Here is a 24817-nt window from a genome sequence, read left to right on the forward strand (position 1 = left end):
TTACTCGCCCTGTTCGGCTTCCACATAGCGAGGGAAAACCGGCTGAGGTTTCGGCAGGTCGGCACCGATCCGGAGCCGCCCGGCAGCGCCCAGCTTGTCGAAAGTCCGCTCCGCTTCGCTCACCGAGACAATGTCGAGCAGCTTTGAGGCTGCGTCCGGCATGAAGGGCTGACACAGGATCGCGACCTGACGGATCACCTCAATGGTCACGTAAAGGACTGTCTCCATGCGGGCCGGGTCGGTCTTTTTCAGTGCCCATGGTTCCTGGCCGGCAAAGTAGCGATTGGCCTCCGATACGGTTGCGAATATATCAGCAAGCGCCGTGTGGATTGCCTGGCGGTTCATTGCGTCGCGCGACTTTTCCAGCAATCCGTCGGCAGCCGTCATGATGGCTTTGTCGGCGTCCGTAAGATCGCCGCATTGCGGAACTTTGGCGTCGCAATTCTTGGCAATCATCGACAGGGATCGTTGCGCTAGATTACCCAGATCGTTGGCGAGATCAGAGTTGATCCGCCCGACGATGGCCTCATGGCTGTAGTTGCCGTCCTGCCCGAACGGCACCTCACGCAGGAAGAAGTAACGCACCTGATCGAGACCGTAGTGGTCTACCATCGTGAACGGGTCGACGACATTGCCAACGGATTTCGACATCTTTTCGCCCCGGTTAAAGAGAAACCCATGGGCAAAGATACGTTTTGGAAGCTCAACGCCTGCCGATAGCAAAAAGGCCGGCCAGTAAACCGAATGAAAGCGGATGATGTCCTTGCCGATGATGTGAAGGGCGGGCCAGTATTTCCAAAGCGCATTCGACGTATCGGGATAGCCGAGAGCCGTAATGTAGTTGGTCAGCGCGTCGACCCACACATACATTACATGACGCTCGTCGTCCGGCACCTTGATACCCCAGTCAAAGGTGGTTCTGGACATGGACAAATCCTTCAGTCCGGATTTGACGAAAGCCATGACCTCATTGCGCCGCGACGACGGCCCGATAAAGTCGGGTTGCTTCTCGTAAAGCTCAAGCAACCGGTCCTGATAGGCTGACAGGCGGAAGAAATAGCTTTCCTCCTCAACCCATTCGACGGGCGAACCTTGCGGGCCGTAACGCACGCCATCATCGCGCAGTTCGGTCTCGCTTTCCTGATAATAGGCCTCGTCCCGCACCGAATACCAGCCGGCATAGGTATCCTTGTAGATATCGCCGGTCGCGACCATCTTTTCCCAGATGGCCTGACTTGCCTTGTGGTGGCGTTCCTCGGACGTGCGGATGAAATCGTCGTTGGAGGCGTTGAGCACTTGCGCCATCCGTTGGAACTCGGCGGCATTCCGGTCCGCCAGTTCGCGCACAGGAATGCCCTCGTTGCGCGCAGTCTGCAACATTTTTTGACCGTGCTCGTCGGTTCCCGTCAGGAAATAGACGTCCTTGCCGTCACAGCGCTGGAAACGCGCCAGCGCGTCTGTCGCGATCAGCTCGTAGGCATGGCCGATATGCGGCTTTCCGTTCGGATAGGAGATGGCCGTCGTTATATAAAAGCGGTTGTTGTCGCTCATTTCGTTTGGTCACTTGTGCGGGTGATGGTTGAAGCCGTCTTACGGCAAAATGAAAGCGCTGGCTATGCCGCCGGCATTCGAAAGACAGAAGAAAAGACCGACAAGATCGTTTGCTTGCGGTCAAGATTGTAGCCATCGGCAATTGCCAGGTTTTCCTGCAGGCCGCTGGAGGCGGATGCCCAGTGCTGTGCGGTATGCAGATCTCCGTCTGCGGCGGCCTCGCGGGCAAGAGAGACCAGCCGGTTCGCTGCATAGGCCGTAAAGAATGCATATGCCGTTTCCCGGTCACGTGCGGTCATCGAATCGGCCAGGGTATGGATCTTTTTCTGTGAGCGTTCCGGCCCGTCCTTCAGGATTTGTTCGAAGGCCTCGGCAATCTCCAGCCCGCCATAACGCAAAAGAAGAATTGCATTCGACAGGCTGCCTTCCGAGTGCCTGATGACCGCGTCGACGATCTGCGGCTCCTGATGGTCCGACAATTCAAGGTGCGCGAGGCCTTCGCGCATCTGCTGGTCGTTCAGCGGGGTAAGGCGCAGCGGCATGCAACGTGACCTGATGGTCGGAAGCAACTTGCCCGGCGCGTGCGACAACACCAGAAACAACGACTTCTTTGGCGGCTCCTCAAGAATTTTTAGGATTGCATTGGCAGCAGACCGGTTCATATCGTCAGCCGGGTCCACGATGACAATACGCCAGTTTCCGCTTCCCGACGTTTGAGAAAGGAAGTGCCCTGCCCTGCGCACCTCATCGACCGTAATGGCGGATTTGACACGTCCGGTTTTCGTGTCGAGCGGTCGGGCCAGATGAAGGAGATTGTGAGAGGCACCGCCCGCCACCTGTCTTATGACCGGAGAAGCGAGATCAGGGTCGGCTAGAGCCGCTGGAGCCGTCTTCGGATCTTCATGCATCAGGAGATGATAGGCAAAGCGATATGCAAGGGTCGCCTTGCCGATCCCCTCCGGGCCCTCAAGAAGGATTGCGTGGTGCAAATGGTCGGACCTGTAGGCGTCGGCCAAAAATGCGCATGCCTGTTCATGACCGAAAAGGCGAGTGTTCTGGGATGGCGGGATCGCCCCGTCGAGTACTCCGGTGTCGGCATTCATGGTTCAGCTGTTCCATGTGCCTGCGTGCCGGCGAGGAGGTCCAAGGCGAGCCTTTCGATGTCCTGTGCTATGGCGTCCGCCGGCTGATTGCCGTCGACAACCTTACACCGTTGCGGTTCGCGGGCGGCAATATCCAGGAAGGCGTCGCGCCGCTTTTGATGTACGGCAAGCGATTCCTTTTCATAGCGGTCCGGGCCTGACCCTTGGCTGCCGTTGCGTTTGATCGCGCGCGCCAAGCCGACTTCGGCCGGCAGATCGAGGATAATGGTCAGGTCCGGAACCATTCCGTTGATTGCAACCCGTTCCAGCGCGTTGACGAATTCAGGTTCGAGATCGCCGCTGATGCCCTGATAGACGCGCGATGAATCCATGAAACGGTCGCACAGGACAATCTTGCCGTCTTCGATTGCCGGGCGGATCAGTTCTTCCACGTGATCGCTGCGCGCGGCGGCGAACAGGACCGCTTCCATTCGCACGCCGAATTCTTCGGCCGCACCCGACAGCAAAACATGTCGTACAGCCTCGGCGCCGGGTGAACCTCCCGGTTCGCGGGTCATCAAAACATCGAAACCGCGCGAGCGGAGCGTTTCGGCCAGATACTGGATCTGGGTCGACTTCCCTGCGCCTTCTCCGCCTTCAAATGTGATAAATCGACCTGTCAAAAGCCCGTCATCTCCGCGATTTTCGCGTCCGTTATTACGGGTGTTTTGACCGGTCGTCCAGACAATGTGCCACTTGCCTGCATACAGATCGTGGATCGACCATGGCGTAAGGTGCTAGAGCCAGAACAGCATGAGTTCCTGCAGTGCATCGAGCGCCCGGCTGTGCAGCGGTCCTTTCGACACCGATTCCGCCGCATAAAGCGGGGTTTGCTGACTGAGCGTATCTCCAACCCAGACATTCAGCGTCCCGATCGGGCTGCCCTCTTCTACCGGCGCGGTCAACGGCCAATCGTAGACGATCCTTGCTTTCAGGCGATCCGAGTTCGTAATCGGTACAAAGATGCTCACGGGCCCGTCAGCCATCAGGCCGATCCTTGAGCTTTCACCGCCATAGACCGAGGCTGCTCCGACGACTTCACCGGCGGCAAACAGATCCCGCCTTTCGAAACTGCGCAGACCCCATTCGAGCATCTTGCGGGCTTCCTGGGCTCGCTCCTTGACACTGCTCATGCCGCTCATCGCCAGAAACAGGCGTCTGCCCTCGCGCTCGATCGAGCTGACGATGCCGTAACCGGAGGCCTCGGTGAAGCCGGTCTTGAGGCCATCGACGCCGATATTTGCACGAAGCAACGGATTGCGGTTGCGCTGGATAATCTTGTTCCAGGTAAAATCCAGTTCGGAATAGATCGGATAGTATTCCGGATAGGATTGCTGGATGTGTCGTGCCAGCAAGGCCAGTTCGCGAACGGTCACTTTTGAGTCGGGATGCGGCAGTCCGGTCGAGTTTGCGAAAACCGATTTTTCCAGGCCAAGTTCCCTCGCCCTTTCCGTCATCATTTCAGCGAAGATTTCTTCGGAGCCTGCCATACCCTCGGCCAGGATGATGCAGGAATCATTGCCGGATTGGACGATGACTCCACGAATGAGATCTGCAACCCCAATAGAGGAATTGATCTCTGCGAACATGGTCGAGGTTCCCGACACCGCGCCGCCGGTGCGCCAGGCATTCTCCGAGACTTCGAACGTATCCTCGAGCGATAACTCGCCGTTTTTCAACGACTTGAAGACCAGTTCCATGGTCATCAATTTGGCGAGCGATGCCGGCGGTATGAGATCGTCCTCATTCTTCGCGAACAGGACGGTGCCGGTTTCTGCCTCGATCAGATAAGCTTGTTTTGCTTTCGTTTCAAAGACTTGTGCACTTGCGGCGGTTGAAATGAAGGTCACCGCGATCAGCGCAATGACAACAAATAACGGTCCACAACGATGGAACATGAACACCGAACCCCTGACTACGCAACACCCGTGGAACAAGGTTAGCAATCAAGCAGAGGCCGATCAACGACGATCGGTCGGAACGGTTAAGCGGTCACAGATTTCGGCGTTTCCAGGATGCCGTGATCATCTCGCCCGTCAGATTGTTCGAACCCGACAGGAGGACACGGAACGGTGTATCAGCCTGTTGTTCGATCCGCTGTTGGGCGTAGGAAGAGAGAGTCTTTGATCCACCCGTGCCGCTTGCGAGCGCCGGTACATATGGCGGACGTTCTCTCGGTACAGGTCCGACAGCGGGCAGCGCGACTTCGATCGTGCCGGGAAGCCGGCCACTCTTTGCGGATATGGAGTTGCTTGGCGCCGCCAGAGCAAAGCCGGCAGCAGGCGCTGCCGCTGCGACCTCGACTTCGTTTGACCCGAAGACCGATGCAATTGATTGTCTTGGCTTGTTCAAGGCGAGCATGACGCCCGAGCGACCGGTGTCTTCTGTGTCGATCGGTGTTCGCCGGCCATCCTTCATAAAGGATGCCGTCAGGTAGCGCATGTCTTGACCGTCCATGCGCGCCTTACCGATATATTGGACGCGCACCTTGGCAACGCCCTCCTGCTTCATATCCAGTACATCAGCGGTCTTGCTGGAGACGTCGATAATCCGCCCTTTTGCAAAGGGCCCGCGGTCATTTACGCGCACCACAACGGAATGTCCGTTTTTCAGATTTGTGACCCTTGCGTAGCTGGGCAGCGGAAACGTCGGATGTGCGGCGGACAAATGATACTGATCATAAACCTCGCCATTGGCCGTCAGACGACCGTGAAAATTCGGGCCGTACCACGAGGCGTAGCCGCGCTTGTCGTAGTCCTTCTCTTCCTTGGGATGGAACCACCGACCTTTAACCTTGTAGGGTTTCCCGATCTTGTACGTGCCGCCGCCCTTCGGAACGTTCTTTGAAACCGTCACGCGTTTGCTGGCTGAAACGCCATAGTCTTTCGACTTGAATTTGGTCTTTGTGTTGATGTCCGCTCGGTTCTCGGGGCTGCCACCGCAAGCCGAGAGCGCGATGCCTCCAGCGATCAAAATACCGATGTGAAAAAGTTTCTTCGAGATGCCGCCATGAGCGCAGCCACTCGTCTGCCCGCACCTGGTTTTTACAAAACCGTTTTGCATCGATTTTATCATTCCGATATCGCTGAACGTCGAACTGAAGGACTGGATTACGACATTTGGCTTATTTCCCAATGCCTTGATAGCAGAGAAGGCATTGTGAGCCAAGCCCGACTGCCACAATGCCAGAAATTCCCGGCGCTGGCATTAAATGCGGCGCATTTGAATCGAATTGCTCGGACTGTGGTTAACCGCACCTTAAGGATGGCGCTCCCGCCATTCAGCGTATGTATTTCCAACGCTTCCCGCTGGATTTTCAATTCAATATCCGTTGGTGCCTATTGCGAACCGCCGCTGTCATCACCAACGGCCTGTTGGACGGCGTTGCCTGGCGGCACAGCAAGAATATCGCGGTCTGCAGACCGGAGCACTTCTTCCGCAACGCTTCCCAGAAAGAACTTTGCAATACCGCCTTTGCCGCTGGTTCCGACCACGATCAGGTCGCTTTCCTGAGATTGCGCCACGGTCAGAATTTCTTGCGCCGGTTTCTGTTTCGCAAGGCGTAATATCTGATCGAAGATTTCTCCTCCCAGGGTCGACGTGAAGTCAGCCAGATCCTTTGCAGCATTCTCCTTTTCATCCGCAATGTAAGCTTCCTTCTCGTCAATTCCTATCGTGTGGCTCATCGCAAGGTGAAGTGCCGGTGCATCGAATACATAAAGCAGCTCGCAGTCTGCCTTCTGAGGTATTCCCAAGGCCAGAAAACGCTCAATTGTAGCGCGTGCGCTCTCCGACAGATCGGTTGTCAAGAGCACGCGGCGGTAATGTCCGAGCGGCGGTGCATTCACCATAAGGACGGGGCACTGGACAGCCCGGATGGTTCGCTCGGCTGTGGTGCCGACAAATACGTCATGCAATGCCTGTCGGCGGTGCGGTCCTACAACAAGCAAATCGGGACTGGCATTGTTCGTTGCCTGGGCGATCCCGTCATGAGGTGCGCCAAAGATTACCTCGGATGTACAGGTCACGCCGTCCATCTTCGTGACTGTCTTTTCCAATTGATGCAGGTAGTTCTCCGCAATCTGCTTCTCCCGTTCAACCAGGCGCTTGGGTTGATCATCATCGACGATATGAATGATCGACAAAGAGGCATTGAATTGCTCTGCCAGCAGCGTGGCGCGCCGCAAGGCGCGGTCGGAGCGTTCAGAGAAGTCTGTCGCCAACATAATCGTTTTCATCTGTAGCTCCTTAATAGATTGCTGGAGTAGGCCGGATCACGACAATTCCTTTTGATCTTGCGGTTCGATCACTTCAAATCGCGGAGGATGCCGCGATCCGGTCAGGAGATCTGCGGCTTGATCGGCAGCGTCCTGGAACGGTTCAAGGATCAGATTGGCGCCGTTTGACCGCAAATGTTCCCACTCCTCATCCCGGTGTGAGGTAACGGCGATCTTGCCCTGAAAATCCTGTTCCCGCAGGGCGTGAATGAGTGCAACTCTTGAATCATCCCCGGTTATCCCCGTTTCGCTTTCCGGCACGGCGGAGATGGCCCAGGTCACACCGGAAAGCTTTAAATTGGCGATAAATTCCGGATCTGATGCGTCGCCATAAATCACCTCGAAGTCTTCTTCCTGCCAACGCCGCACTGCGACTGGATTGAAATCGATACCGAGAACGCGGAGACCTCGAGCCCTGAGACGTTGCGCAATCGCGCCGCCATAGCGGCCAAGCCCGAACAACAGGACATCGTACTGAACCTTGTCCGGCATCTCCTGTTCGTCAGCTTCACGCGGCGTTCCGGCTCGCTCGAACGGACTGAGCAATGGATCGAGCCAACCATAAAGCCAATGGGAGTTCATGATCATGTAGGTCGACAGAGATATGGTGATGATGCCTACCAGGGTCACAAGCCCCAGCGAGTCGGTTCCGACATGACCCAGCGAGACCCCCATCGCCATGAATATCAGGGAGAATTCACTGATCTGCGCAACCGTGAGACCGGCGAGAAAACCGGTCCGCTTTCGATATCCCATGGCACCCATAATGGCGAGCACAATGAGAGGATTGCCGATCAACACGAACATAGAAAAGATGATCGCGGCCGGCGCCTGTTCGCCGACGATCGAGAGATCAAGATGCGTTCCCAGCGCGATGAAAAAGAAAAGCAGAAGAAAGTCTCTTAGCGGTGCCAGCCGGGCAGCCATGGCTTCGCGCAATCGGGTGGAAGCCAACGAAACACCCGACAACAGGCCTCCGAGTTCCATGCTGAATCCCAGAAAGTCGCCGGCAGCGGCAAACAGCGCAGCCCAGCCTATCGCAAAGCAGACGAGGAGTTCCGGCGCGCGCGCCAGACGCTCGACCAGTGGCTCCGCGATATAACGGATAAAGATACCGACAACGACCAACATGGCTATGCCTGACAGGAAGATCAGCAAGATATCGCCTGCTGCAGTGTTGCTCTGGGTCCCAACCCCGATGGCCGACAGCACGATCATCGCCAAGACGACCACCAGATCCTGTACGATCAGGAAACCGAGCGCTATGCGACCATGCAAGGAGTCGATTTCGCGTTTGTCCGAGAGCAATTTGACGATGATGATGGTGCTGGAGAATGTCAGCGCAACCGCGACATAGAGGCTTGTTGTGATGTCGAAACCAAGTGCCAGTCCGATGCCGAAACCGATAATCGAGGTGAACGCCACCTGTCCCAGGCCGGTCATCAGCGCAACCAGCCCGAGGGTGCGCACCAGTCTTATGTCGAGCTTAAGCCCCACCAGAAACAAGAGAATGGAGATGCCGAGTTCGGCAAGCAGGCCGATGTGCTCTTCCGACTGGGCAAGCCCAAACACGGACGGTCCGGCCAGGATGCCAACGGCAATGAAACTGACAATCAGCGGCTGGCGCAGCAGGACGCCGATAAGCCCCACGCCTGCGGCGAGTACGAGCAGGGCTGCCACTTCATAGAAAACCGAGGTGGAGACAATCTCCAGCATCACTGGCCCCTCTCCCTTATGGGCGTCTTCATGCCACCGGGGCTCACAGTCCGCCCATCAGAGGAACGCCGATGGCGGATTATCCGGATACGTATCCATTTTTCGATTTCGAGAATCGCGAACAAGACAACTCCAACGCCGATAATCTCGACTGCATGTATGAAGTCGACCGGGCGTGTTTCGAAGAAGGCCTCCATGAACGGGGCATAAGTGAAGACGAGTTGAAGAACCACCACAACGGCAACGGCGATAAGCACTGCACGCGTTCCGCGTATACCGATCAGGGTCAAAGACGGCGCCCGCAGATATCTCACACTGAAAAGATAAAAAACTTCCATTACCACCAGCGTGTTGACGGCATAGGTGCGGGCTTCTTCAAGGGTCGAACCGTTCGCAAGCGTCCACGAAAAGATCCCGTATATGCCAAGCACAAACAAAGCCGAAACGAAGGCAATGCGCCACAAAAGAAATGCCGACAGCATTGGTTCGTCAGCAGGCCTTGGAGGGCGTTTCATAATGTCCGCCTCGGCCGGCTCGAAAGCCAGTGCCATGGCCAGTCCCACAGAACTCACCATGTTGACCCAGAGGATTTGCAAAGGCGTGATCGGCATGGCGGAACCCATGAGGATTGCCGCGATGATGGCAAAGGCCTCGCCACCATTGACAGGTAACAGAAAGACAATCGCCTTTTTCAGATTGTCATAAACGGTCCGGCCTTCCCTGACTGCTGCATCGATCGACGCGAAATTGTCGTCCGTCAGCACCATCTCCGCTGCTTCCTTGGCTGCCTCGGTGCCGTTACGCCCCATGGCGATACCAACATTGGCCTGCTTTAGTGCCGGGGCATCGTTCACACCATCGCCGGTCATCGCGATGACGTGGCCATTGGTCTGGAAGGCCTGTACGAGGCGGAGTTTGTGTTCCGGGCTCGTGCGCGCGAAGATATCGACATCGGGAGCCCGTTCAGCCAGGATTTCGTCACTCAGCGCATCGATGTCCCTGCCCGTCAGAACGTCTGTCTTGTTGATGAGACCAAGTTGCCTGGCGATCGCCTGTGCCGTGCCGCCATGGTCGCCCGTGATCATCTTTATGCGGATGCCGGCCGACTGGCATTCGGAAACCGCGGCTATGGCCTCCTCACGTGGCGGATCAATGAGACCGAAAAGCCCGAGGATCGTCAGGTCGGTTTCGACATCAGAAAATCGAAGTTCCTGGCTTGTTGTTACCTTTGTGGCAACGGCCAATACGCGCTGTCCCTGCGCCGCCATCTCTTCCGTCCTGGCATTCCAGTATTTTCTGTCAATCGGCTGGTCGTTTTCGCCATTACGTTGGCGGGCGCACATGTCGATGACCTGCTCGGGCGCACCTTTCAAATAGATTACGCGTTCCCCTGACGGTCTCTCGTGCAGTGTCGCCATAAAGCGGTGCGCCGCGTCGAAGGGTATCACATCAATTCGCGGGACGAGCCCGGCCTCCACTGTCGGGTCGAGGCCAGCCTTCACGGCCGCAGTCAGTAGAGCCCCCTCCATGGGATCGCCTTCGACCGTCCAATGCCCTGCCTTGTTGGAAAGGGCTGAATCGTTGCACAAAGCGGCGGCCCGCGTTGCTTCCAGCAATAATGGGTTGTGCCCCGGGGTGATTGGTCTGCCTTCGACGCTGAATTTGCCTCGGGGTTCATAGCCCGTGCCGCTGACAAGGAATGAATGGTCGGCCGTTGCAACCGACCCGACCATCATTTCATTGCGCGTAAGCGTACCGGTTTTGTCTGAACAGATTATCGAGACCGATCCAAGCGTGTCGACGGCAGGCAAACGCCTGGTAATCGCATTGCGCGCCGCCATGCGTTGAACGCCGATGGCAAGCGTCACGGTGAGGATGGCTGGCAATCCCTCCGGAATTGCAGCGACGGCAAGTCCGACAACAACCATGAACATGTCCGCAGGCTCGAAGCCGCGTAAAACCAGTCCGAAAACGAATACGACACACGCCAGCAGGAGTATCGCCACGGTCAGCCAGCGGGCAAATATGTTAATCTGGTGCAGCAGCGGAGTGGCGAGTTTCTCAACCTCTGTCAACATGCTGCTAATTCGGCCGACTTCCATCGATGGACCGGTCTCGACAACGATTCCGGCCCCCTGTCCCGCAGCGACAAGAGAACCAGCGTAAGCCATGCTGGTGCGGTCTGCCAATGGTGTCGAAGCCGGAACCGGGTCGACGGTTTTGTCGACGGGAACGGATTCACCTGTTAAGGCGGCTTCCTGTATTCTCACGCCCCTGACCTGCGTGAGGCGAATATCCGCCGGGACCTTGTCACCGGGCTCCAGCAGAACCAGATCACCGGGTACCAAATCCTCGGCAGGTACAGATTTGCGCTGTGCATCGCGCAAAACCGTGGCGTGGGGTGACAGCATCTGCTTGATGGCCTGCAGCGCCTTTTCCGCTTTGCCTTCCTGCACAAAGCCGATGACCGCATTGACGACAGCAACCGCCAGGATCACAACGGTATCTGCCCAATGGGCAAGCGCCGCTGTCAGAATTGCCGCGCTCAACAACACGTAAATCAGGAGATTGTTGAACTGGACGAGGAAACGGACCAACGGGCTGCGGGCCTTGCGTTGCGGCAATTGGTTGGGTCCGAACTGTCCGAGACGTTTCCTGGCTTCCTGGTCGCTCAGGCCATGGCGCGTAGCATTGCGTGACGCGAGGACATCGTCGGCCGAGAGTGCGTGCCACGGCTGCAGGTTGGTCGGCTGACCCGGCTTTCTTGGCTGAAATATCGCCATTACTCGAGTCCTCGCTGAACCGGGAATTCGCCGGAAATCGAACATTCAAGAAGATTGGGTATCGTCAGCCTCAATCAATTTCAGAAACGATTGCCAAAGACCGGACTTACTACATGAGCGAGCGCTCTCTAGTGTCTGATTTCGATGTATAATTCACCGTTGGAAATTATCGCTTCAGTATCTCCATCATCAATTCAGGCTCAGGCAATCATGTCACTGGTCGTCAGAAGCTTCGAAATATTGCGAAGCGCCCCATACGGTTGGCGCAACAGCGATATGTCAACTGAATTTCCAGTCGGGTTTTGCAATCTACCTACAACTATAAGAACTATTTTTGACGTGGATCAAGAAGATTGAGCCGCGCTTGGTCATGATGTGTCAAATTGACCCGATGTCGCGATAAAGGAGCTACCGTCAATCATGGCCCAGAAGATGAAAGCAGCTGTATTTGTGGAGCCTGGGAGAATCGTTCTGGAAGACAAAACCATTCCGGATATTGGTTCAAACGACGCCCTGATCCGGCTGACAACCACCACAATCTGCGGAACCGACGTTCACATTCTCAAGGGTGAATATCCAGTCGCCAAAGGACTGACAATTGGCCATGAGCCGGTCGGCGTGATCGAGAAGCTCGGCAAGAATGTTCACGGCTATCACGAGGGACAGAGGATTATCGCCGGCGCTATCTGCCCCAGTGGCTATTCGAACGCATGCCTGGACGGGCTTTGTGCACAGGACGGCCAGAGCGCCGCACACGGACTGAAGCCGATGGGTGGTTGGCGTTTCGGCAATACGATTGATGGTTCCCAGGCAGAGTATCTTCGGGTGCCGGACGCCATGGCAAATCTGGCGCCGGTCCCTGACGGTCTGACCGACGAACAGGTGCTTATGTGCCCGGACATCATGTCGACGGGTTTTGCCGGAGCCGAGTCGGGCAATATCAAGATCGGCGACACCGTCGCGGTATTTGCGCAGGGTCCGATCGGACTTTGCGCAACAGCAGGTGCCAAACTTCGCGGTGCGTCAACGATCATCGCCGTGGAGACGGTTCCCGAGCGGATCGAAATGGCAAAACGTGTCGGGGCCGATGTCGTGATCGACTTCAACAAGACAGATCCGGTCGACGAAGTCTTGCGGCTCACGAACGGTCGCGGGGTTGATGTGGCAATCGAAGCACTGGGATTGCAGTCGACTTTTGAGGCCAGTCTCAAGGTCCTGAAACCGGGCGGAACGCTGTCAAGCCTTGGTGTCTACGCTGAGGACCTGTCGATCCCGCTGTCTGCTTTTCATGCGGGACTGGGAGACCACAAGATCGTCACGTCGTTGTGCCCTGGCGGAAAGGAGCGGATGCGCCGATTGATGAATGTCATCGAGTCGGACCGTATCGACCTTACGCCACTGGTGACGCACCACTACAAACTGGAGCAGATCGAGGAGGCTTACGAGCTGTTTGCGAACCAGCGCGACGGCGTGCTCAAAATCGCCATTACTCCATAGAACCGCCGCTGATCGATGAGGTGCGATAGGAATGATCCTTTTGCACCTTTTCCCTGCGTCCGGATTTCTGCGATAGTCCAAGGAACGCGTGGCTGTGTGAAGATCTCTATGATCCGCCATGCGCCCTGCAATTTGCAGCATATGTATGTGGATTTCAGGCGGATGCTGCGGAACGAGTTGACGCGGCCATAAAACACGCTAAGAAGGCACCCGGACAAGAGATTGGGTCGCAATCCGGGCTTAACCGTTACAAACGGCCGGTCCCGGAAGCAAGTAAAAGCTAATGCCCTCAATATCTTGGAGGAGTGGCCGAGTGGTTGAAGGCACCGGTCTTGAAAACCGGCAGGCGGGAGACCGTCTCGTGGGTTCGAATCCCACCTCCTCCGCCAGTCTGGAGCATAAATGCGAACATCGTTCGCCGCCGGTTCTGCGACGCTTGTTAAAGGTGGCCTTAGCAGACTGCCGAACTTATAGCTTTTTGAGCAGCCAGATGGATGGAATGCCCCGTTCAAAGCCCGCTTTATAGTAGGCTCGTCGAGCGGGTTCATGGCTTGGGTCGAGGCCTGTACTCACCGTTGCAACCGCCATGCCTTCCTTTTTCATCTTTGCCAGAACATAACTGTACATGGCGGTTCCGATACCTGCGCCAGCAAGGTCTGGATGAACGGCATTTAGACCAACCTCTCCGACTTTGCTTCCGAGGTTTGCCGTGTAACCACAAAACCCCACGACCTGACTGGCGACAGTTGCAACGTAAACCTTGTGATCGGAGCCTTGACGGCACATCTCATCAAGGTGTGCGCCCTGATCAATTTCGGCGTCGGCATAGGCAAATCGGGCAATGTCTTTGCCCATGATTGACCGGAAAGACTGAAACACGGGCGCGAAAGCCGCTTTACGCACCTCTTGCAACGTTGGTAGATCGGTTTCGGTAAAGGGGCGAATTTCAAAATCCAGTTTGCTCATGGGATCCTCATATGGGGAATTTGGCCGCTGACGGGCATTGCCGCAGCCAAAATGTTGGAGAGTTGAGCAAATGTCTCTTAACTTGCCATACCGGTTGGACAAAGCACCAAACGGCTAGTCCTTGGCTGGGAAGCATCATAAGCTGAAGTTGGACGCCTCCACACAAGTGGGGCATTCATTAGCTTTCACCTAGCTTGAGGCATGCAAATTAAAGATCAAATGCTCCAATTGATCTTTAAATCGGGCAAGCAGCTAAACCAACATTTTTGCATCCTTCAGAGGTAAGCTAAGTACCCTACAGGGGTCAGAAAAAAGATCAAATAGAAACGCGCCTGAAAGCGTGGCCTGAGTGAGGATGTTCGCCTTGCGGCGACCGACAGAACGAGTGATCCGGCGACGACAAAGCCAGACCGGTTAGGGCATGCAGTTCAGCAACGTAGAGTGTGTCAGTGTTTCGAAGCTTAAGGTTGCGCTATCGTAGGGCTATAGAGAAGATTTAGTTTGCCTTTTTGACCCGCAAGGTCCGCCACTCTCTGCCTATCATGCGGTGTTGGGCCGTGCCCTCTGATCGGTCTTGCGGTCCGAACCGCCGCTGGTGAAGCAACCGGCCAATTAAGGTGAGGATCGCCTTCGTTATAGCGCGTGCTCTTGCGCGCATCCAAAAATGAGCTTTGACCCACCGTTATTGTGTACCGGTAAGGACGTGCCGTCATTTTGATGAGGATCAAAAACTGGCGATCGGCTTTCTTCCAGAGTTTCATTCATTCGATGAGCAGACATCACATCGCCAACAGAACTCCAAGCGAGACGACCTTGATGAACAAGAGTGAAGATCAGAGAAACTCCGAGGCTGCTGTAAGGATCGTCAGTCCGGATGCCCCGCCGGACGCCCGCACCGTCAAAAGCTGGATTGGGGCATCTGCTTACGACTACTGGCGCCGGCTTGGTGAGATGATTGACGCGCTTTATCCGGGCGTCTTCGTGCCCGAATGGCTGAATGGCGGGAAGAAGCACGGCTGGTCCTTACGATACAAAAAGAGCCGGTCGTTCTGTACCTTCATACCGGAGCGGAACGCTTTCAAACTCCAGATCACCTTCGGATCCAAGGAACGTTCGAAGGTGGCGCTTGTGAGAGACCAAATCTCGCCCGGGACATTGGAAGCCTATGACAATGCTACGACATATCATGACGGCAAGTGGTTGCTTCTTACGGTCGACGATGACGTCATCTTGCACGACACCAAGGTGCTTTTGAGCATCAAGCGGAAACCCAAGGCGAATTCAAACAGCTGAGGCCGTCGTGGCTACCCGGAGACAAGCAGGCGAAACGCTGTCGCCAGTTCCCTGCTCTGGCGCTGACCTCGTAAGGTCGACTTGTGTTCGCCCTTCTCGTCAAACAGCAGAAGCGTGACATGCGGAACGCCATACTGATCGGCGAGCGCTCTGCCCTCGTTCGTTCTGATGTTTGCGACGACATAATCGATCTCGTTGTCATCGAACTGGTTCAGCGCCCGGCGGGCCTGTTTTTGCAAGGCAAGGCACATGGTGCATTGCGGATCGTGGATCTGCACGACTGTCGGCTTGCCATTGGTTATGCGCGACAGGTCATGCTCATGCATCGAACTTCTGACGTTTTGAACGAAAAACACACCAACGCCACCGACTGCGACAACACCGATGGCACCGTTACGCGCCAGGCGAAGAAAGTTGCGGCGGCCCTTGTCGGGCGTCTGGCCGGTTTTTTTCTGTTCTTTCGATTTACCTCTCGAGGAGCGGTTTGAATTTCCGTGCTTTTTCATAGGGATTGCTCATTTTACTGATGAATCGTCGCGGCCTGGATTGCTGTCCTGACGTTCATCTTGATTGTGTTTTGGGGCGATAAGATAGAGCCTCTCGATTTCGAGAACCTCGCTGCTCGAAAATCCGAGCGATCGCGCCATGCCCGCAATGTCTCGTGTGGATTCGTCGTCCCTGGAGACGTCACGTTTCCCCCAAAGTTCACCAACGTCTTTGCCCGATTGATAACCGGAATGCTTCGACGCGCGGTCTTTTCGGCGGCGTTTCGTATATGCGTTCATGCCACTGTCCCGGACAGTTTGTCTCAGATCACCACGATGGCCGAACCGGGTTTCACACGGTCGTAGAGGTGGATGACATCATGATTGACGAGGCGCACGCAGCCGCTTGAAACGGCGCGTCCGATGGACGCGATTTCGGGTGTTCCGTGAAGCCGGTAAAGCGTGTCCCGGTTGCCCTGAAAGATATAGAGCGCACGTGACCCCAGTGGATTGTTGAGCCCTGGCGGCATGCCGCCATTCTCTGCGCTCCATTTGACCAGATGCGGCTCGCGCCTGATCATTGAGGCCGGCGGGGTCCACGTTGGCCATTTGCGTTTCCAGGCAATGCGTGCACGTCCGGACCAGGCAAATCCTGCCCTGCCGAGGCCCACTCCGTAACGCATGGCCTGCCCGTTCGGCTCGACGTGATAAAGGTAGAAGTTGCGCGTGTCGACGACAACGGTTCCGGGTTTCTCAGAGGTTTTATAGTTGACGCGCTGGCGTTGATATTTGGGTTTAAGTTCTCCCGGCTTAACAGCCGGAATGGGGAACTTTTCGTTTGGCAAGGCCGGATAAAGTGCCCTGCCTGTTAGCGGACCGAACCTCGAATTGGCTGGCGCTTTATTCGGATCGGCCGTAACCGTGCATCCGGCGGCGGTCAGCAGGCCAAAGCTGCCGCAAGCGCCCAAAAAGGCCCGGCGGGTGCTGCCCGTAGGTGTTTTTTTCATCATCTTTGTTCCCGTCTGCGGCTAGTGAACTCGGCGACGCGGCTGCCGTACCACTAAAGGCAGCAACACGGCGTTGTCCGGAAACAAGAAGCGAGGCGCCATATTTGGCTTCAAGAGCCTGTGGCTGTGTCTTCGGGTGATGTTGATTGCATATGCAATCTGGTTGGAGGCGATTGCCCCAAACGTCATTAGAAATCTGTCCAGCATGAAACCGGTCCCTCAAAGCATTGATGATCACGCCGTGCGTGTTCGAAAGTCAGCTTTAGAGATGGGTTCGAGGCGGTCGCTTCAGACGATACGTCATGTCCATATTGGGGTCGGCCTGGCCGAAGACGAACCAGACCTGCTGCGTGTCGAAAAGATACGTACCGGGATCGTCACCGGAAAGGGCTAGCGTTACGCCGCACGTGAAGGTGAGCGAATCGGCGCTCTTCTTGCACGGGCACGCGTCATCCTTGTTGCCGCCTTGCGGAAAACCAGCCGTCTGCGCCTCAAAACCGGCTTGGTTGCCGTCAAGAACAATCTGCGCCTCGACCGCAGATGGTTCGGGGCTGGCCTTGGCTTTGTCATAGCCGGCGAGTGCCGAAATCGACACGAAACACAAAGCCAGCAAAATAAGAGCCATCGAACGCATCTGCCGATAATACAATGGGAGTCTATCTCGAAAAAGTTTCCGTTCGAACACGCTTTTGTGATGAGAAAGTGAGGTCGGGGAACCTCGTTGGCTGCTCGGTCGTCTTTGTCGGTCGAACTGCCCACAGGGTTCGCGGGATTTCATTGGCTTTGCAGTGCCGATAGCGGCATGCTGGCTTTTTAGTTGTTTACATGGGGAACTTGAAAATGAGCCAGGAGCGACCCCGCGGGGAACTTACCATCCGAACGATGGCCATGCCGGCAGATACCAACGCGGCCGGTGATATATTCGGCGGCTGGGTCGTGTCGCAGATGGATTTTGCCGCCGGCATTGCAGCGGGACAACGCGCCCATGGACGTGTCGTGACAATTGCCATTGATGCGATGAAGTTCATCCGGCCTGTGAAGGTCGGCGATGTGGTCTGCGTTTATACCTTTATTGAAAAGATTGGACGGACATCAATGCAGATCCATGTCGAGGCCTGGGTCCTGCGCGATCGCTACGGTGAGCACGAGAAGGTCACAGATGCCTTGTTCACCTTCGTGGCAGTGAATGCTGATGGGCATCCGGTCCCCGTTTCCAAAGACAACGGAGAAAACTAGGATGAAGTGGGGTTTTGGACAGCTATTGCCAAGAATTGTAACTGGTCGAGCTTGGGAGAAACGAAGTCGAGGAAGCAAATAGCACTCAATTTCTTTCCTTATGCCCTGTCTCATTGTCATAATGATCGAGGGCTGCACGAAAAGCAGATGCTCGGAAGTTGGCAAGTTCAACACCCAACGGATCGATTTCTATGTCGGGTGACAGACGACCCTCCTTGGCAAATTTTGCCTCCGGATTTTCAAAGCAAACGTCAGGAACCTGAAGAATAAATCCGCTATTCTTTAAGGTAAAGCCGCCGCTTGCCCGGGCGCAGAATACGGTTGCATGCGCTGCGGAAACAGCACCTACAATTTTTGCATCTCGCAATAACTTCAGCACAGTGGTTAGCCTAATCGAGGCAGAACGTGTTTTGGGATTGACCAGAATATATATCGGTCCTTTATAGTCCGGTTTGCCGAGGGATCGTTTGGGTGTGCGTTCAATGCGCACGCCGTTTTTCGGCCTTATCCTTCTGAAGTATTTGAGATTGTGCTGCCGCCAGTTCTCAGCCGTCTCATCGAGAAATTCAAAGTTCACTGGTAGTTGCCGCGAGACATCCCGCATAATCTTCCTGCTGAAAAGGCGATGAGATGTCGGGAGAAGAAACGCGGCGATCAATTGCGTCGTAGAAATTGCGCCGCCGCTGTTGTCCACCAGGTCGATAAAGAGTGCGTCCGGTTTTTTGTTTATGATGTCGCGCATAACGAGTTCGACCCCCCGCGTGGCGACTTCGGTGTCTCCAAAGGAGTTTATGTTCAAATACGCAAGGTTTCTTTTTACAGAATACCGATAATCGAGTTCCCTGGGGCGTACAGAAGGGTCATCTATCGGACGAACAAAACCTTCCTCTTGTAGGAGCTTGCCCAGACTGCGCAGCTCAGCGCTCCTAAACTTGCCCTTATCAACTCTGGATTTCCAATGGCTGTTGGCTTCCAACTTGCTCTTGGAGATGTCGTTGGCGCCGGGGGATTTGGTTAGGATATCAAATGGCCCGCGCGCACCGATAATTGCGCTGACTAACTGACCAGAGACATTCAGGTTGTCTGAAACAAAAAAATATTCGTCATTCAGACAGCCGTCATGGCCAACCTTTTTGGTCAGCGCTTTTACGATGTCTGATGCATTGATACCATTGATTGAAACGATTTCGTCTTTAGCATTCGTGTCAGGGTTTTCGGAAAAGAGTTTTTCGTGCGCAACGATCAGGTGATATCGAAACCACGGCCAGCCTTCATAGCTCGGAAGCAGATGTGGTTTATCGGGAAGCAGAAGCGTGTGCTCGTCACACACGGCGCCAACAAGCTCATAAATGGAGAGATATGCTTCATTAATCGAAACTATCCCGGATACGGAACTCATTAACTCCGCGTGGAGCTTGTCCAATTCCTCAGGAGATGTGTGTGCATAGAGGTGCGGGTGAAAACGCTTAAGGGTATTGTATGTTTCGAATAAATCGTCTTTGAACTTTTGCGCTGACATGTATTTCTTGGGTTCGGCTGCGACAGGCATGCCAAGCACCAAACAAATCAAGATTGCAAAGATGTATCGATAAAAGGTGCCGGTGCCCCATGGGAAAGGTTTCATTTGTGTCGTGCTCTCCGATGACGTCTCTTGTGACGACATTGGACTATAACACGGAGCTCCTGCCGGAGAGGAGAGGCAACACGACTACAATGAGGGTGGATTTGTCCGCTTAACTTTGAACAAAACCGCATCGGGTTAGGTTCTGTAGTCAACGCTGGTGGTTGAACGTTGTCTGTGTCCAAATGAATTGCGCACGTTGTGCCGGGACTATGAAGGGCGCCACTGGGGCGCCCTTGCTCGTCCTGACGTGACCACTTATTGCGGAAGCTGATCGTCAACACCCTTGATATAGAAGTTCATGCTTAGAAGCGATCCGTCATCAGCAACCTCGCCTTCTTTCAGCCACTCCGAACCATCCTGCTTGGTGATCGGACCGGTGAATGGTTCAAACTCGCCGTTGGTGATCTTGGCTTCAGTTTCCATCGCCATCTTCATAACGTCGTCAGGCATGTTCGTGTAAGGCGCCATGGTCAGGATGCCGTCTACGAGACCGTCCCAAGTCGACTGGCTTTCCCAGGTTCCGTCCATGACGGCCTGTGTCCGCTTGATATAGTACGGACCCCAGCTGTCGATAATGGCCGTAAGCTGCGTTTCAGGACCCGCCTCGATCATATCGAGAGCCTGGCCGAAAGCCTTGATCCCGCGTTCTGCGGCGATCTGCATGGGCGCAGTCGTGTCGGTATGCTGGGTCAGGATATCGACGCCCTGGTCAATCAGAGCCTTGGCGGCATCGGCTTCCTTACCCGCATCGGCCCATGTGTTGACCCAGACAACCTTGAGCTGGAAATCCGGATTGACCGACTGAGCGCCCAGCAGGAAGGAGTTGATACCCATGACAACTTCAGGGATCGGGAAAGATGCAATGTATCCGGCAACACCTACTTCCGACATCTTGCCGGCAATCTGGCCCTGAATGTAACGGCCCTGATAGAAACGGGAATTGTAGTTCGTTACATTCGGTGCGGTCTTGTAGCCGGTCGCGTGTTCGAACTTCACATCCGGGAACTTCTTTGCGACTTTCAATGTCGGCTCCATGAAGCCGAAGGATGTGGTGAAGATCAGGTTGCAGCCGGATCTGGCAAGGCGTTCAATGGCGCGTTCCGCGTCCGGACCCTCGGAGACATTCTCCAGAAAGACCGTCTCGACCTTATCGCCGAAATGGTTCTCAATCTCCTGGCGGCCGATATCGTGCGCCTCACTCCAGCCGCCGTCATTTTTCGGGCCGACATAGACAAAGCAGACTTTGGTCGCTGCCTGAGCAGCCGAGGCCGCAAAACTGAATGCTGCGACGGCTGCGAGAGCCAATAGTGTTTTTTTCATTGTGTTCACCTCTTTTGTTGCGATTGCTAGTGAATTAACGGTCGGGAACAAATGGCTGGCCAAGTGAGGCCGGTGTGTTCATCAGCGTCAGTCGCCGATTGCGAGAGATTATAACCAGCACAACGATCGTCGCCAGGTAAGGCAGCGCCGACAGGAACTGCGATGGAATAGCGATGCCCAGGGCCTGCGCATGCAGTTGGCCGATGGTTACCGCACCGAAGAGATACGCGCCGGCAAGGACGCGCAGCGGACGCCAGCTTGCGAACACGACCAGGGCAAGCGCAATCCATCCACGCCCGGCAGACATGTTCTCAACCCATTGCGGCGTGTAAACCAGGGACAACTGCGCTCCCGCAAGCCCGGCACACAACCCGCCAAACATAACCGCACAATACCGCGTCTTGATGACTGAGATGCCGAGCGCATGCGCCGAACCATGGCTGTCGCCTATGGCGCGGAGCTGGAGGCCGAGGCGTGATCTGAAAAGGAACCAGCTCACTCCGATCACTGCGGCAATAGACAGGTAGAAAATGATGTCCTGCGCGAACAGCAGCGGGCCGACCAGGGGAAGTTCGCTCAGGAACGGAAAGCTGATCGGCTCGAGTTGAACACCGGGTTCTCCGACATAGCTTTCGCCGATCATTCCGGACAGACCAAGCCCGAGGATTGTCAGGGCCAGACCTGTTGCAACCTGGTTCGTGACGAGCGTCAAGGTCAGGAACCCGAACAACAGAGAAAACGCGCAGCCGGCCAATGCGCCGAGTAGTGCACCAAAATACGGATTTCCGGTCATTTTTGCCGCTACGAATGCAATGGCTGCACCCATGACGATCATGCCTTCAACGCCGAGATTCAGGACACCGGACCGCTCGACGACAAGTTCGCCAAGGGCCGCAAGAAGCAACGGTGTAGCGGCCGTCGTGACTGTGAGGAGAACAGCTTCAATCAGGGTCATGTCAAGCGCCCTCCCCGGCCACATTGGCTCGCTCCGCCGTATGGATCTTGATCCGATAGTGGATCAGTGTGTCACAGGCCAGGACGAAGAAGAGAAGCAGGCCCTGGAAGACACGGGCGATCTTGTCGGGCAGACCGATTGAAATCTGAGCGGCTTCGCCTCCGAGATAGGTCAGAGCGAGGATCAGGCCGGCTGCGAAAATGCCGAGCGGGTTCAGCCTGCCAAGGAATGCAACGATGATGGCCGTAAAGCCGTAACCGGGCGAAATGACCGGCTGCAACTGCTCAATTGAGCCCGACACCTCCGAGATGCCGGCGAGCCCCGCCAAAGCCCCTGAAAATATGAAAGCGAAAAATACCATTTTGGTGGTGGAAAACCCGGCAAAGCGCCCTGCCCGGGCGGACTGACCGAGGACGGACACCTCGAAACCCTTGAGCATGTAGCGCATCATGAACCAGGTCAGAATGGTTGCGACAACAGCGAACATAATGCCCCAATCCGCGCGGCCCGATGTCGGCAGGATTTCCGGCAGAATGGCGTTTACGTGAAACTCGCGGCTTTCGGGAAAGTTGAACCCTTCCGGGTTGCGCCATGGACCGCGAACAATCCAGTCAAGGAACAGCTGCGCCACATAGACCAGCATGAGGCTGGAGAGGATTTCGTTGGTATTGAACCGGGTCTTCAGAAATGCGGGAATCGATGCATAGAGCGCGCCGCCGATCATACCCATGATCATCATGATCGGAAGGACTAGAACCGAGTTCCATTCGTGGAACATGATGGGCAGGACCGAACCGAAAACGCCACCGATAATGAACTGCCCTTCGGCGCCGATATTCCAGTTATTGGAGCGGAAACAGACCGAAAGCCCGACCGCGATAAGGATAAGCGGTGCTGCCTTGATGGCAAGCTCGTGCAGGGACCAGACTTCGGTAAGCGGTTCAATGAAGAAGCTATAGAGCGCGTGTACCGGGTTCTTGCCCATTGCCGAGAAGATGATCGCCCCGGCGATAACCGTCAGGGCCAGGGCGATGAAAGGCGACAGGACCGAAAAGAGCGCGGAGTGGGATGGTCGGCGTTCAAGCTCAATGCGCATGGGCTGGCTCCAATCCCGTTTCCGCGACCGGTGTGTCTTCTCCATGGATGCCACCCATCAGGAGGCCGATGCGTTCAAGCGTCATCTGCGAGGCGGGTTCGGCAGCAGACAACCGCCCCTCATTGATCACGGCGATGCTGGTCGCCACCTCGAATATCTCGTCGAGATCCTGGCTGATGACAACCACGGCGGATCCGGCTTCCGCCAGATCGATCAGCGCCTGTCTGATGCGGCTGGCCGCACCGGCATCGACACCCCAGGTGGGCTGGTTGACCACGATGGCAGCCGGTTTGCGGTCGAGTTCCCTGCCGACGATGTATTTTTGCAGATTGCCGCCGGACAGTGACGATGCATCCGGGTCTTCGCCCGACATGCGTACGTCCATCTCCTTGATGATGCGCTCGGACGCGTCGAGCACGGCGTTATACCGTATGATTTTCAAGGGACCGCCAGTCAGGAAGGCATCCGAATCTGACTTGTGCCGGGCGAGCACCATGTTTTCGGACAGCGTCATCGACGAGACTGCAGCGTGACCGTGGCGTTCTTCGGGAACGAAGCCCGCGCCAAGGAGCCGTCTTGCCGAGATGCCAAGGCGGCCGGCGTCCGTGCCGCAAATGCGTATATCGGCGCGGTTCTGCGCCAGTTCCTCACCGGACAAAACGTCAAACAGCTCGCTTTGCCCGTTACCCGCGACGCCGGCGATCCCGATGACCTCACCGCCTCGGACAACCAGGTTGATATCCTTGAGCGCCACGGCGAAGGGCGTGCGTGCCGGTGCGGAAAGGTTTTTGGCCTCGATGAGAATGTCATCGGACACTTTTCCGCCGGTGTTGGAGACGGTTTTCACCTCTGAGCCGACCATCATGCGCGCCAGCGAGGCCGGGGTCTCTGTGCGGGGGTCGCAGTCACCGGTCAGCTCGCCATGGCGCAGCACCGTTGCCCGGTCGCAGATCCGCTGCACCTCTTCCAGGCGGTGACTAATATAAAGAACCGACCGGCCCTCGGATTTGATTTTCTCAAGCGTCTCGAACAGCCTGTCTGCCTCCTGAGGCGTCAAAACCGACGTAGGCTCATCGAGGATAATGAGTTCGGGGTTCTGCAAAAGTGTGCGGACAATCTCGATGCGTTGCCGTTCTCCCACTGACAGGTCCGCGACATGAGCGTGCGGATCAAGCGGCAAGCCATATTCCCGCGAAAGCGTCGCCGCCTGCTCCGAAATGTTCTCAATGGAAACATTGCCGTCCATGGAGAGTGCGATGTTCTCGGCGACTGTCAGCGCTTCAAAAAGGGAGAAATGCTGAAACACCATGCCGATGCCAAGACGGCGCGCCTGACCCGGACTCGAGATCCGAACCCTATTACCCTTCCACAGAATCTGCCCGGATGTCGGCTCAAGCGAACCAAAAAGCATTTTGACGAGTGTTGATTTTCCGGCGCCGTTTTCGCCCAGCAGGGCATGTATTTCGCTCGATCTGATTTCCAGGTCGATCCCGTCATTGGCACGAAGCTCACCAAATATCTTGGTCAAGCCACGTACTTCCAGCAGGCACTCATCGCGCCCAACTTCGTTGTCAGCCAACATTTCCTCCCCCGCATTGCGCGGATCCAACCCGAATTGATCCTAGGCGCAGAGGCCGCGGAGCAAAAAGATCGAACGCCGAGAAAGAGCTTCAAAATTTTGACATATAATTGCAGCCCCGTTTCAACCTGTCATCCCCGCGCTTTCAGCGTGGTCGATTTCATCCACATGCAATTGCTGCAGTGCGGAATTTTTGTGCATGAAGCACAGGATTTGTGCTGCGTCACATCGTCCGCTGCACAGCCTTCATTCATTGGCTCAAGAGTTGTAGTAATGGCGGATCAACAATG

21 protein-coding genes and 1 tRNA gene are annotated in these 24817 nt (G+C 55.7%); 4 read left to right on the plus strand and 18 right to left on the minus strand.

Translation table 11 applies throughout. The features are described from left to right. The 8 genes from metG to OQ273_RS08280 form a co-directional block, all read right to left on the minus strand. A complete protein-coding gene (metG, locus tag OQ273_RS08245; RefSeq protein ID WP_267989971.1) occupies window positions 1–1551 on the minus strand; it encodes a methionine--tRNA ligase in 1551 nt (516 codons plus the stop codon). 62 nt (window positions 1552–1613) lie between these two features. Beyond that, window positions 1614–2654, minus strand: a complete 1041-nt coding sequence (locus tag OQ273_RS08250; protein WP_267989972.1) for a DNA polymerase III subunit delta' — start codon at window positions 2652–2654, stop codon at window positions 1614–1616. After that, window positions 2651–3316 carry a dTMP kinase gene (gene tmk / locus OQ273_RS08255; protein ID WP_267989973.1) on the minus strand — a complete coding sequence of 222 codons (666 nt, stop codon included), beginning with the start codon at window positions 3314–3316 and terminating at the stop codon, window positions 2651–2653. Before tmk ends, OQ273_RS08250 begins: the two co-directional genes overlap by 4 nt. 114 nt (window positions 3317–3430) lie before the next feature. Continuing rightward, entirely contained in the window at window positions 3431–4591 is a 1161-nt protein-coding gene (locus OQ273_RS08260) for a D-alanyl-D-alanine carboxypeptidase family protein (RefSeq protein WP_267989974.1), read from the minus strand. Between the two features lie 94 nt (window positions 4592–4685). Then, entirely contained in the window at window positions 4686–5756 is a 1071-nt protein-coding gene (locus tag OQ273_RS08265; RefSeq protein WP_267989975.1) for a septal ring lytic transglycosylase RlpA family protein, read from the minus strand. A 275-nt stretch (window positions 5757–6031) separates the two neighbouring features. Continuing rightward, on the minus strand, window positions 6032–6931 hold the full coding sequence (locus OQ273_RS08270; RefSeq protein WP_267989976.1) for a universal stress protein: 900 nt from the start codon (window positions 6929–6931) through the stop codon (window positions 6032–6034). 36 nt (window positions 6932–6967) lie between these two features. Then, on the minus strand, window positions 6968–8686 hold the full coding sequence (locus tag OQ273_RS08275; RefSeq protein WP_267989977.1) for a cation:proton antiporter: 1719 nt from the start codon (window positions 8684–8686) through the stop codon (window positions 6968–6970). Beyond that, on the minus strand, window positions 8686–11469 hold the full coding sequence (locus OQ273_RS08280; protein ID WP_267989978.1) for a cation-transporting P-type ATPase: 2784 nt from the start codon (window positions 11467–11469) through the stop codon (window positions 8686–8688). Before OQ273_RS08280 ends, OQ273_RS08275 begins: the two co-directional genes overlap by 1 nt. Window positions 11470–11889: 420 nt before the next feature. Between OQ273_RS08280 and OQ273_RS08285 the strand changes: the two genes are divergently transcribed. Continuing rightward, window positions 11890–12966 (plus strand): NAD(P)-dependent alcohol dehydrogenase, encoded by a 1077-nt coding sequence (locus tag OQ273_RS08285; RefSeq protein ID WP_267989979.1) that lies wholly within the window; start codon window positions 11890–11892, stop codon window positions 12964–12966. 299 nt (window positions 12967–13265) lie between these two features. Beyond that, a tRNA-Ser gene (locus tag OQ273_RS08290) sits at window positions 13266–13355 on the plus strand. Between the two features lie 79 nt (window positions 13356–13434). Here the strand turns inward: OQ273_RS08290 and OQ273_RS08295 are convergent. Further along, the gene (locus OQ273_RS08295) at window positions 13435–13932 is read right to left on the minus strand and encodes a GNAT family N-acetyltransferase (RefSeq protein WP_267989980.1); all 498 of its coding nucleotides are present in this window, start codon (window positions 13930–13932) and stop codon (window positions 13435–13437) included. A gap of 816 nt (window positions 13933–14748) precedes the next feature. Between OQ273_RS08295 and OQ273_RS08300 the strand changes: the two genes are divergently transcribed. Continuing rightward, window positions 14749–15225 carry a DUF3788 domain-containing protein gene (locus OQ273_RS08300; RefSeq protein ID WP_267989981.1) on the plus strand — a complete coding sequence of 159 codons (477 nt, stop codon included), beginning with the start codon at window positions 14749–14751 and terminating at the stop codon, window positions 15223–15225. A gap of 11 nt (window positions 15226–15236) precedes the next feature. On the opposite strand, the gene OQ273_RS08305 is transcribed toward OQ273_RS08300, so the two are convergent. The 4 genes from OQ273_RS08305 to OQ273_RS08320 form a co-directional block, all read right to left on the minus strand. Beyond that, window positions 15237–15731: a thioredoxin domain-containing protein gene (locus OQ273_RS08305; RefSeq protein WP_267989982.1), complete on the minus strand. Its 495-nt coding sequence runs from the start codon at window positions 15729–15731 to the stop codon at window positions 15237–15239. Between the two features lie 9 nt (window positions 15732–15740). Continuing rightward, on the minus strand, window positions 15741–16010 hold the full coding sequence (locus OQ273_RS08310; protein ID WP_267989983.1) for a hypothetical protein: 270 nt from the start codon (window positions 16008–16010) through the stop codon (window positions 15741–15743). Window positions 16011–16033: 23 nt separating this feature from the next. Then, window positions 16034–16717 (minus strand): L,D-transpeptidase, encoded by a 684-nt coding sequence (locus OQ273_RS08315; RefSeq protein WP_267989984.1) that lies wholly within the window; start codon window positions 16715–16717, stop codon window positions 16034–16036. 262 nt (window positions 16718–16979) lie between these two features. Then, window positions 16980–17342: a hypothetical protein gene (locus tag OQ273_RS08320; protein WP_267989985.1), complete on the minus strand. Its 363-nt coding sequence runs from the start codon at window positions 17340–17342 to the stop codon at window positions 16980–16982. Between the two features lie 215 nt (window positions 17343–17557). On the opposite strand from OQ273_RS08320, the gene OQ273_RS08325 reads away from it, so the two are divergent. After that, on the plus strand, window positions 17558–17953 hold the full coding sequence (locus tag OQ273_RS08325; protein ID WP_267989986.1) for an acyl-CoA thioesterase: 396 nt from the start codon (window positions 17558–17560) through the stop codon (window positions 17951–17953). An 85-nt stretch (window positions 17954–18038) separates the two neighbouring features. Here OQ273_RS08325 and OQ273_RS08330 read toward each other — a convergent pair whose 3' ends face one another. The 5 genes from OQ273_RS08330 to OQ273_RS08350 form a co-directional block, all read right to left on the minus strand. After that, window positions 18039–19577 (minus strand): S41 family peptidase, encoded by a 1539-nt coding sequence (locus OQ273_RS08330; protein WP_267989987.1) that lies wholly within the window; start codon window positions 19575–19577, stop codon window positions 18039–18041. Between the two features lie 255 nt (window positions 19578–19832). After that, window positions 19833–20897, minus strand: a complete 1065-nt coding sequence (locus OQ273_RS08335; RefSeq protein ID WP_267989988.1) for a BMP family ABC transporter substrate-binding protein — start codon at window positions 20895–20897, stop codon at window positions 19833–19835. A gap of 34 nt (window positions 20898–20931) precedes the next feature. Continuing rightward, window positions 20932–21852: an ABC transporter permease gene (locus OQ273_RS08340; RefSeq protein ID WP_267989989.1), complete on the minus strand. Its 921-nt coding sequence runs from the start codon at window positions 21850–21852 to the stop codon at window positions 20932–20934. Window position 21853: 1 nt separating this feature from the next. Further along, entirely contained in the window at window positions 21854–22948 is a 1095-nt protein-coding gene (locus OQ273_RS08345; protein WP_267989990.1) for an ABC transporter permease, read from the minus strand. Further along, a complete protein-coding gene (locus OQ273_RS08350; RefSeq protein ID WP_267989991.1) occupies window positions 22938–24527 on the minus strand; it encodes an ABC transporter ATP-binding protein in 1590 nt (529 codons plus the stop codon). The genes OQ273_RS08345 and OQ273_RS08350 overlap by 11 nt, the downstream gene beginning before the upstream one ends. Between the last annotated feature and the right edge of the window lie 290 nt (window positions 24528–24817).

This window comes from Hoeflea prorocentri (genome assembly GCF_027944115.1).
Lineage (GTDB): Bacteria > Pseudomonadota > Alphaproteobacteria > Rhizobiales > Rhizobiaceae > Hoeflea_A > Hoeflea_A prorocentri.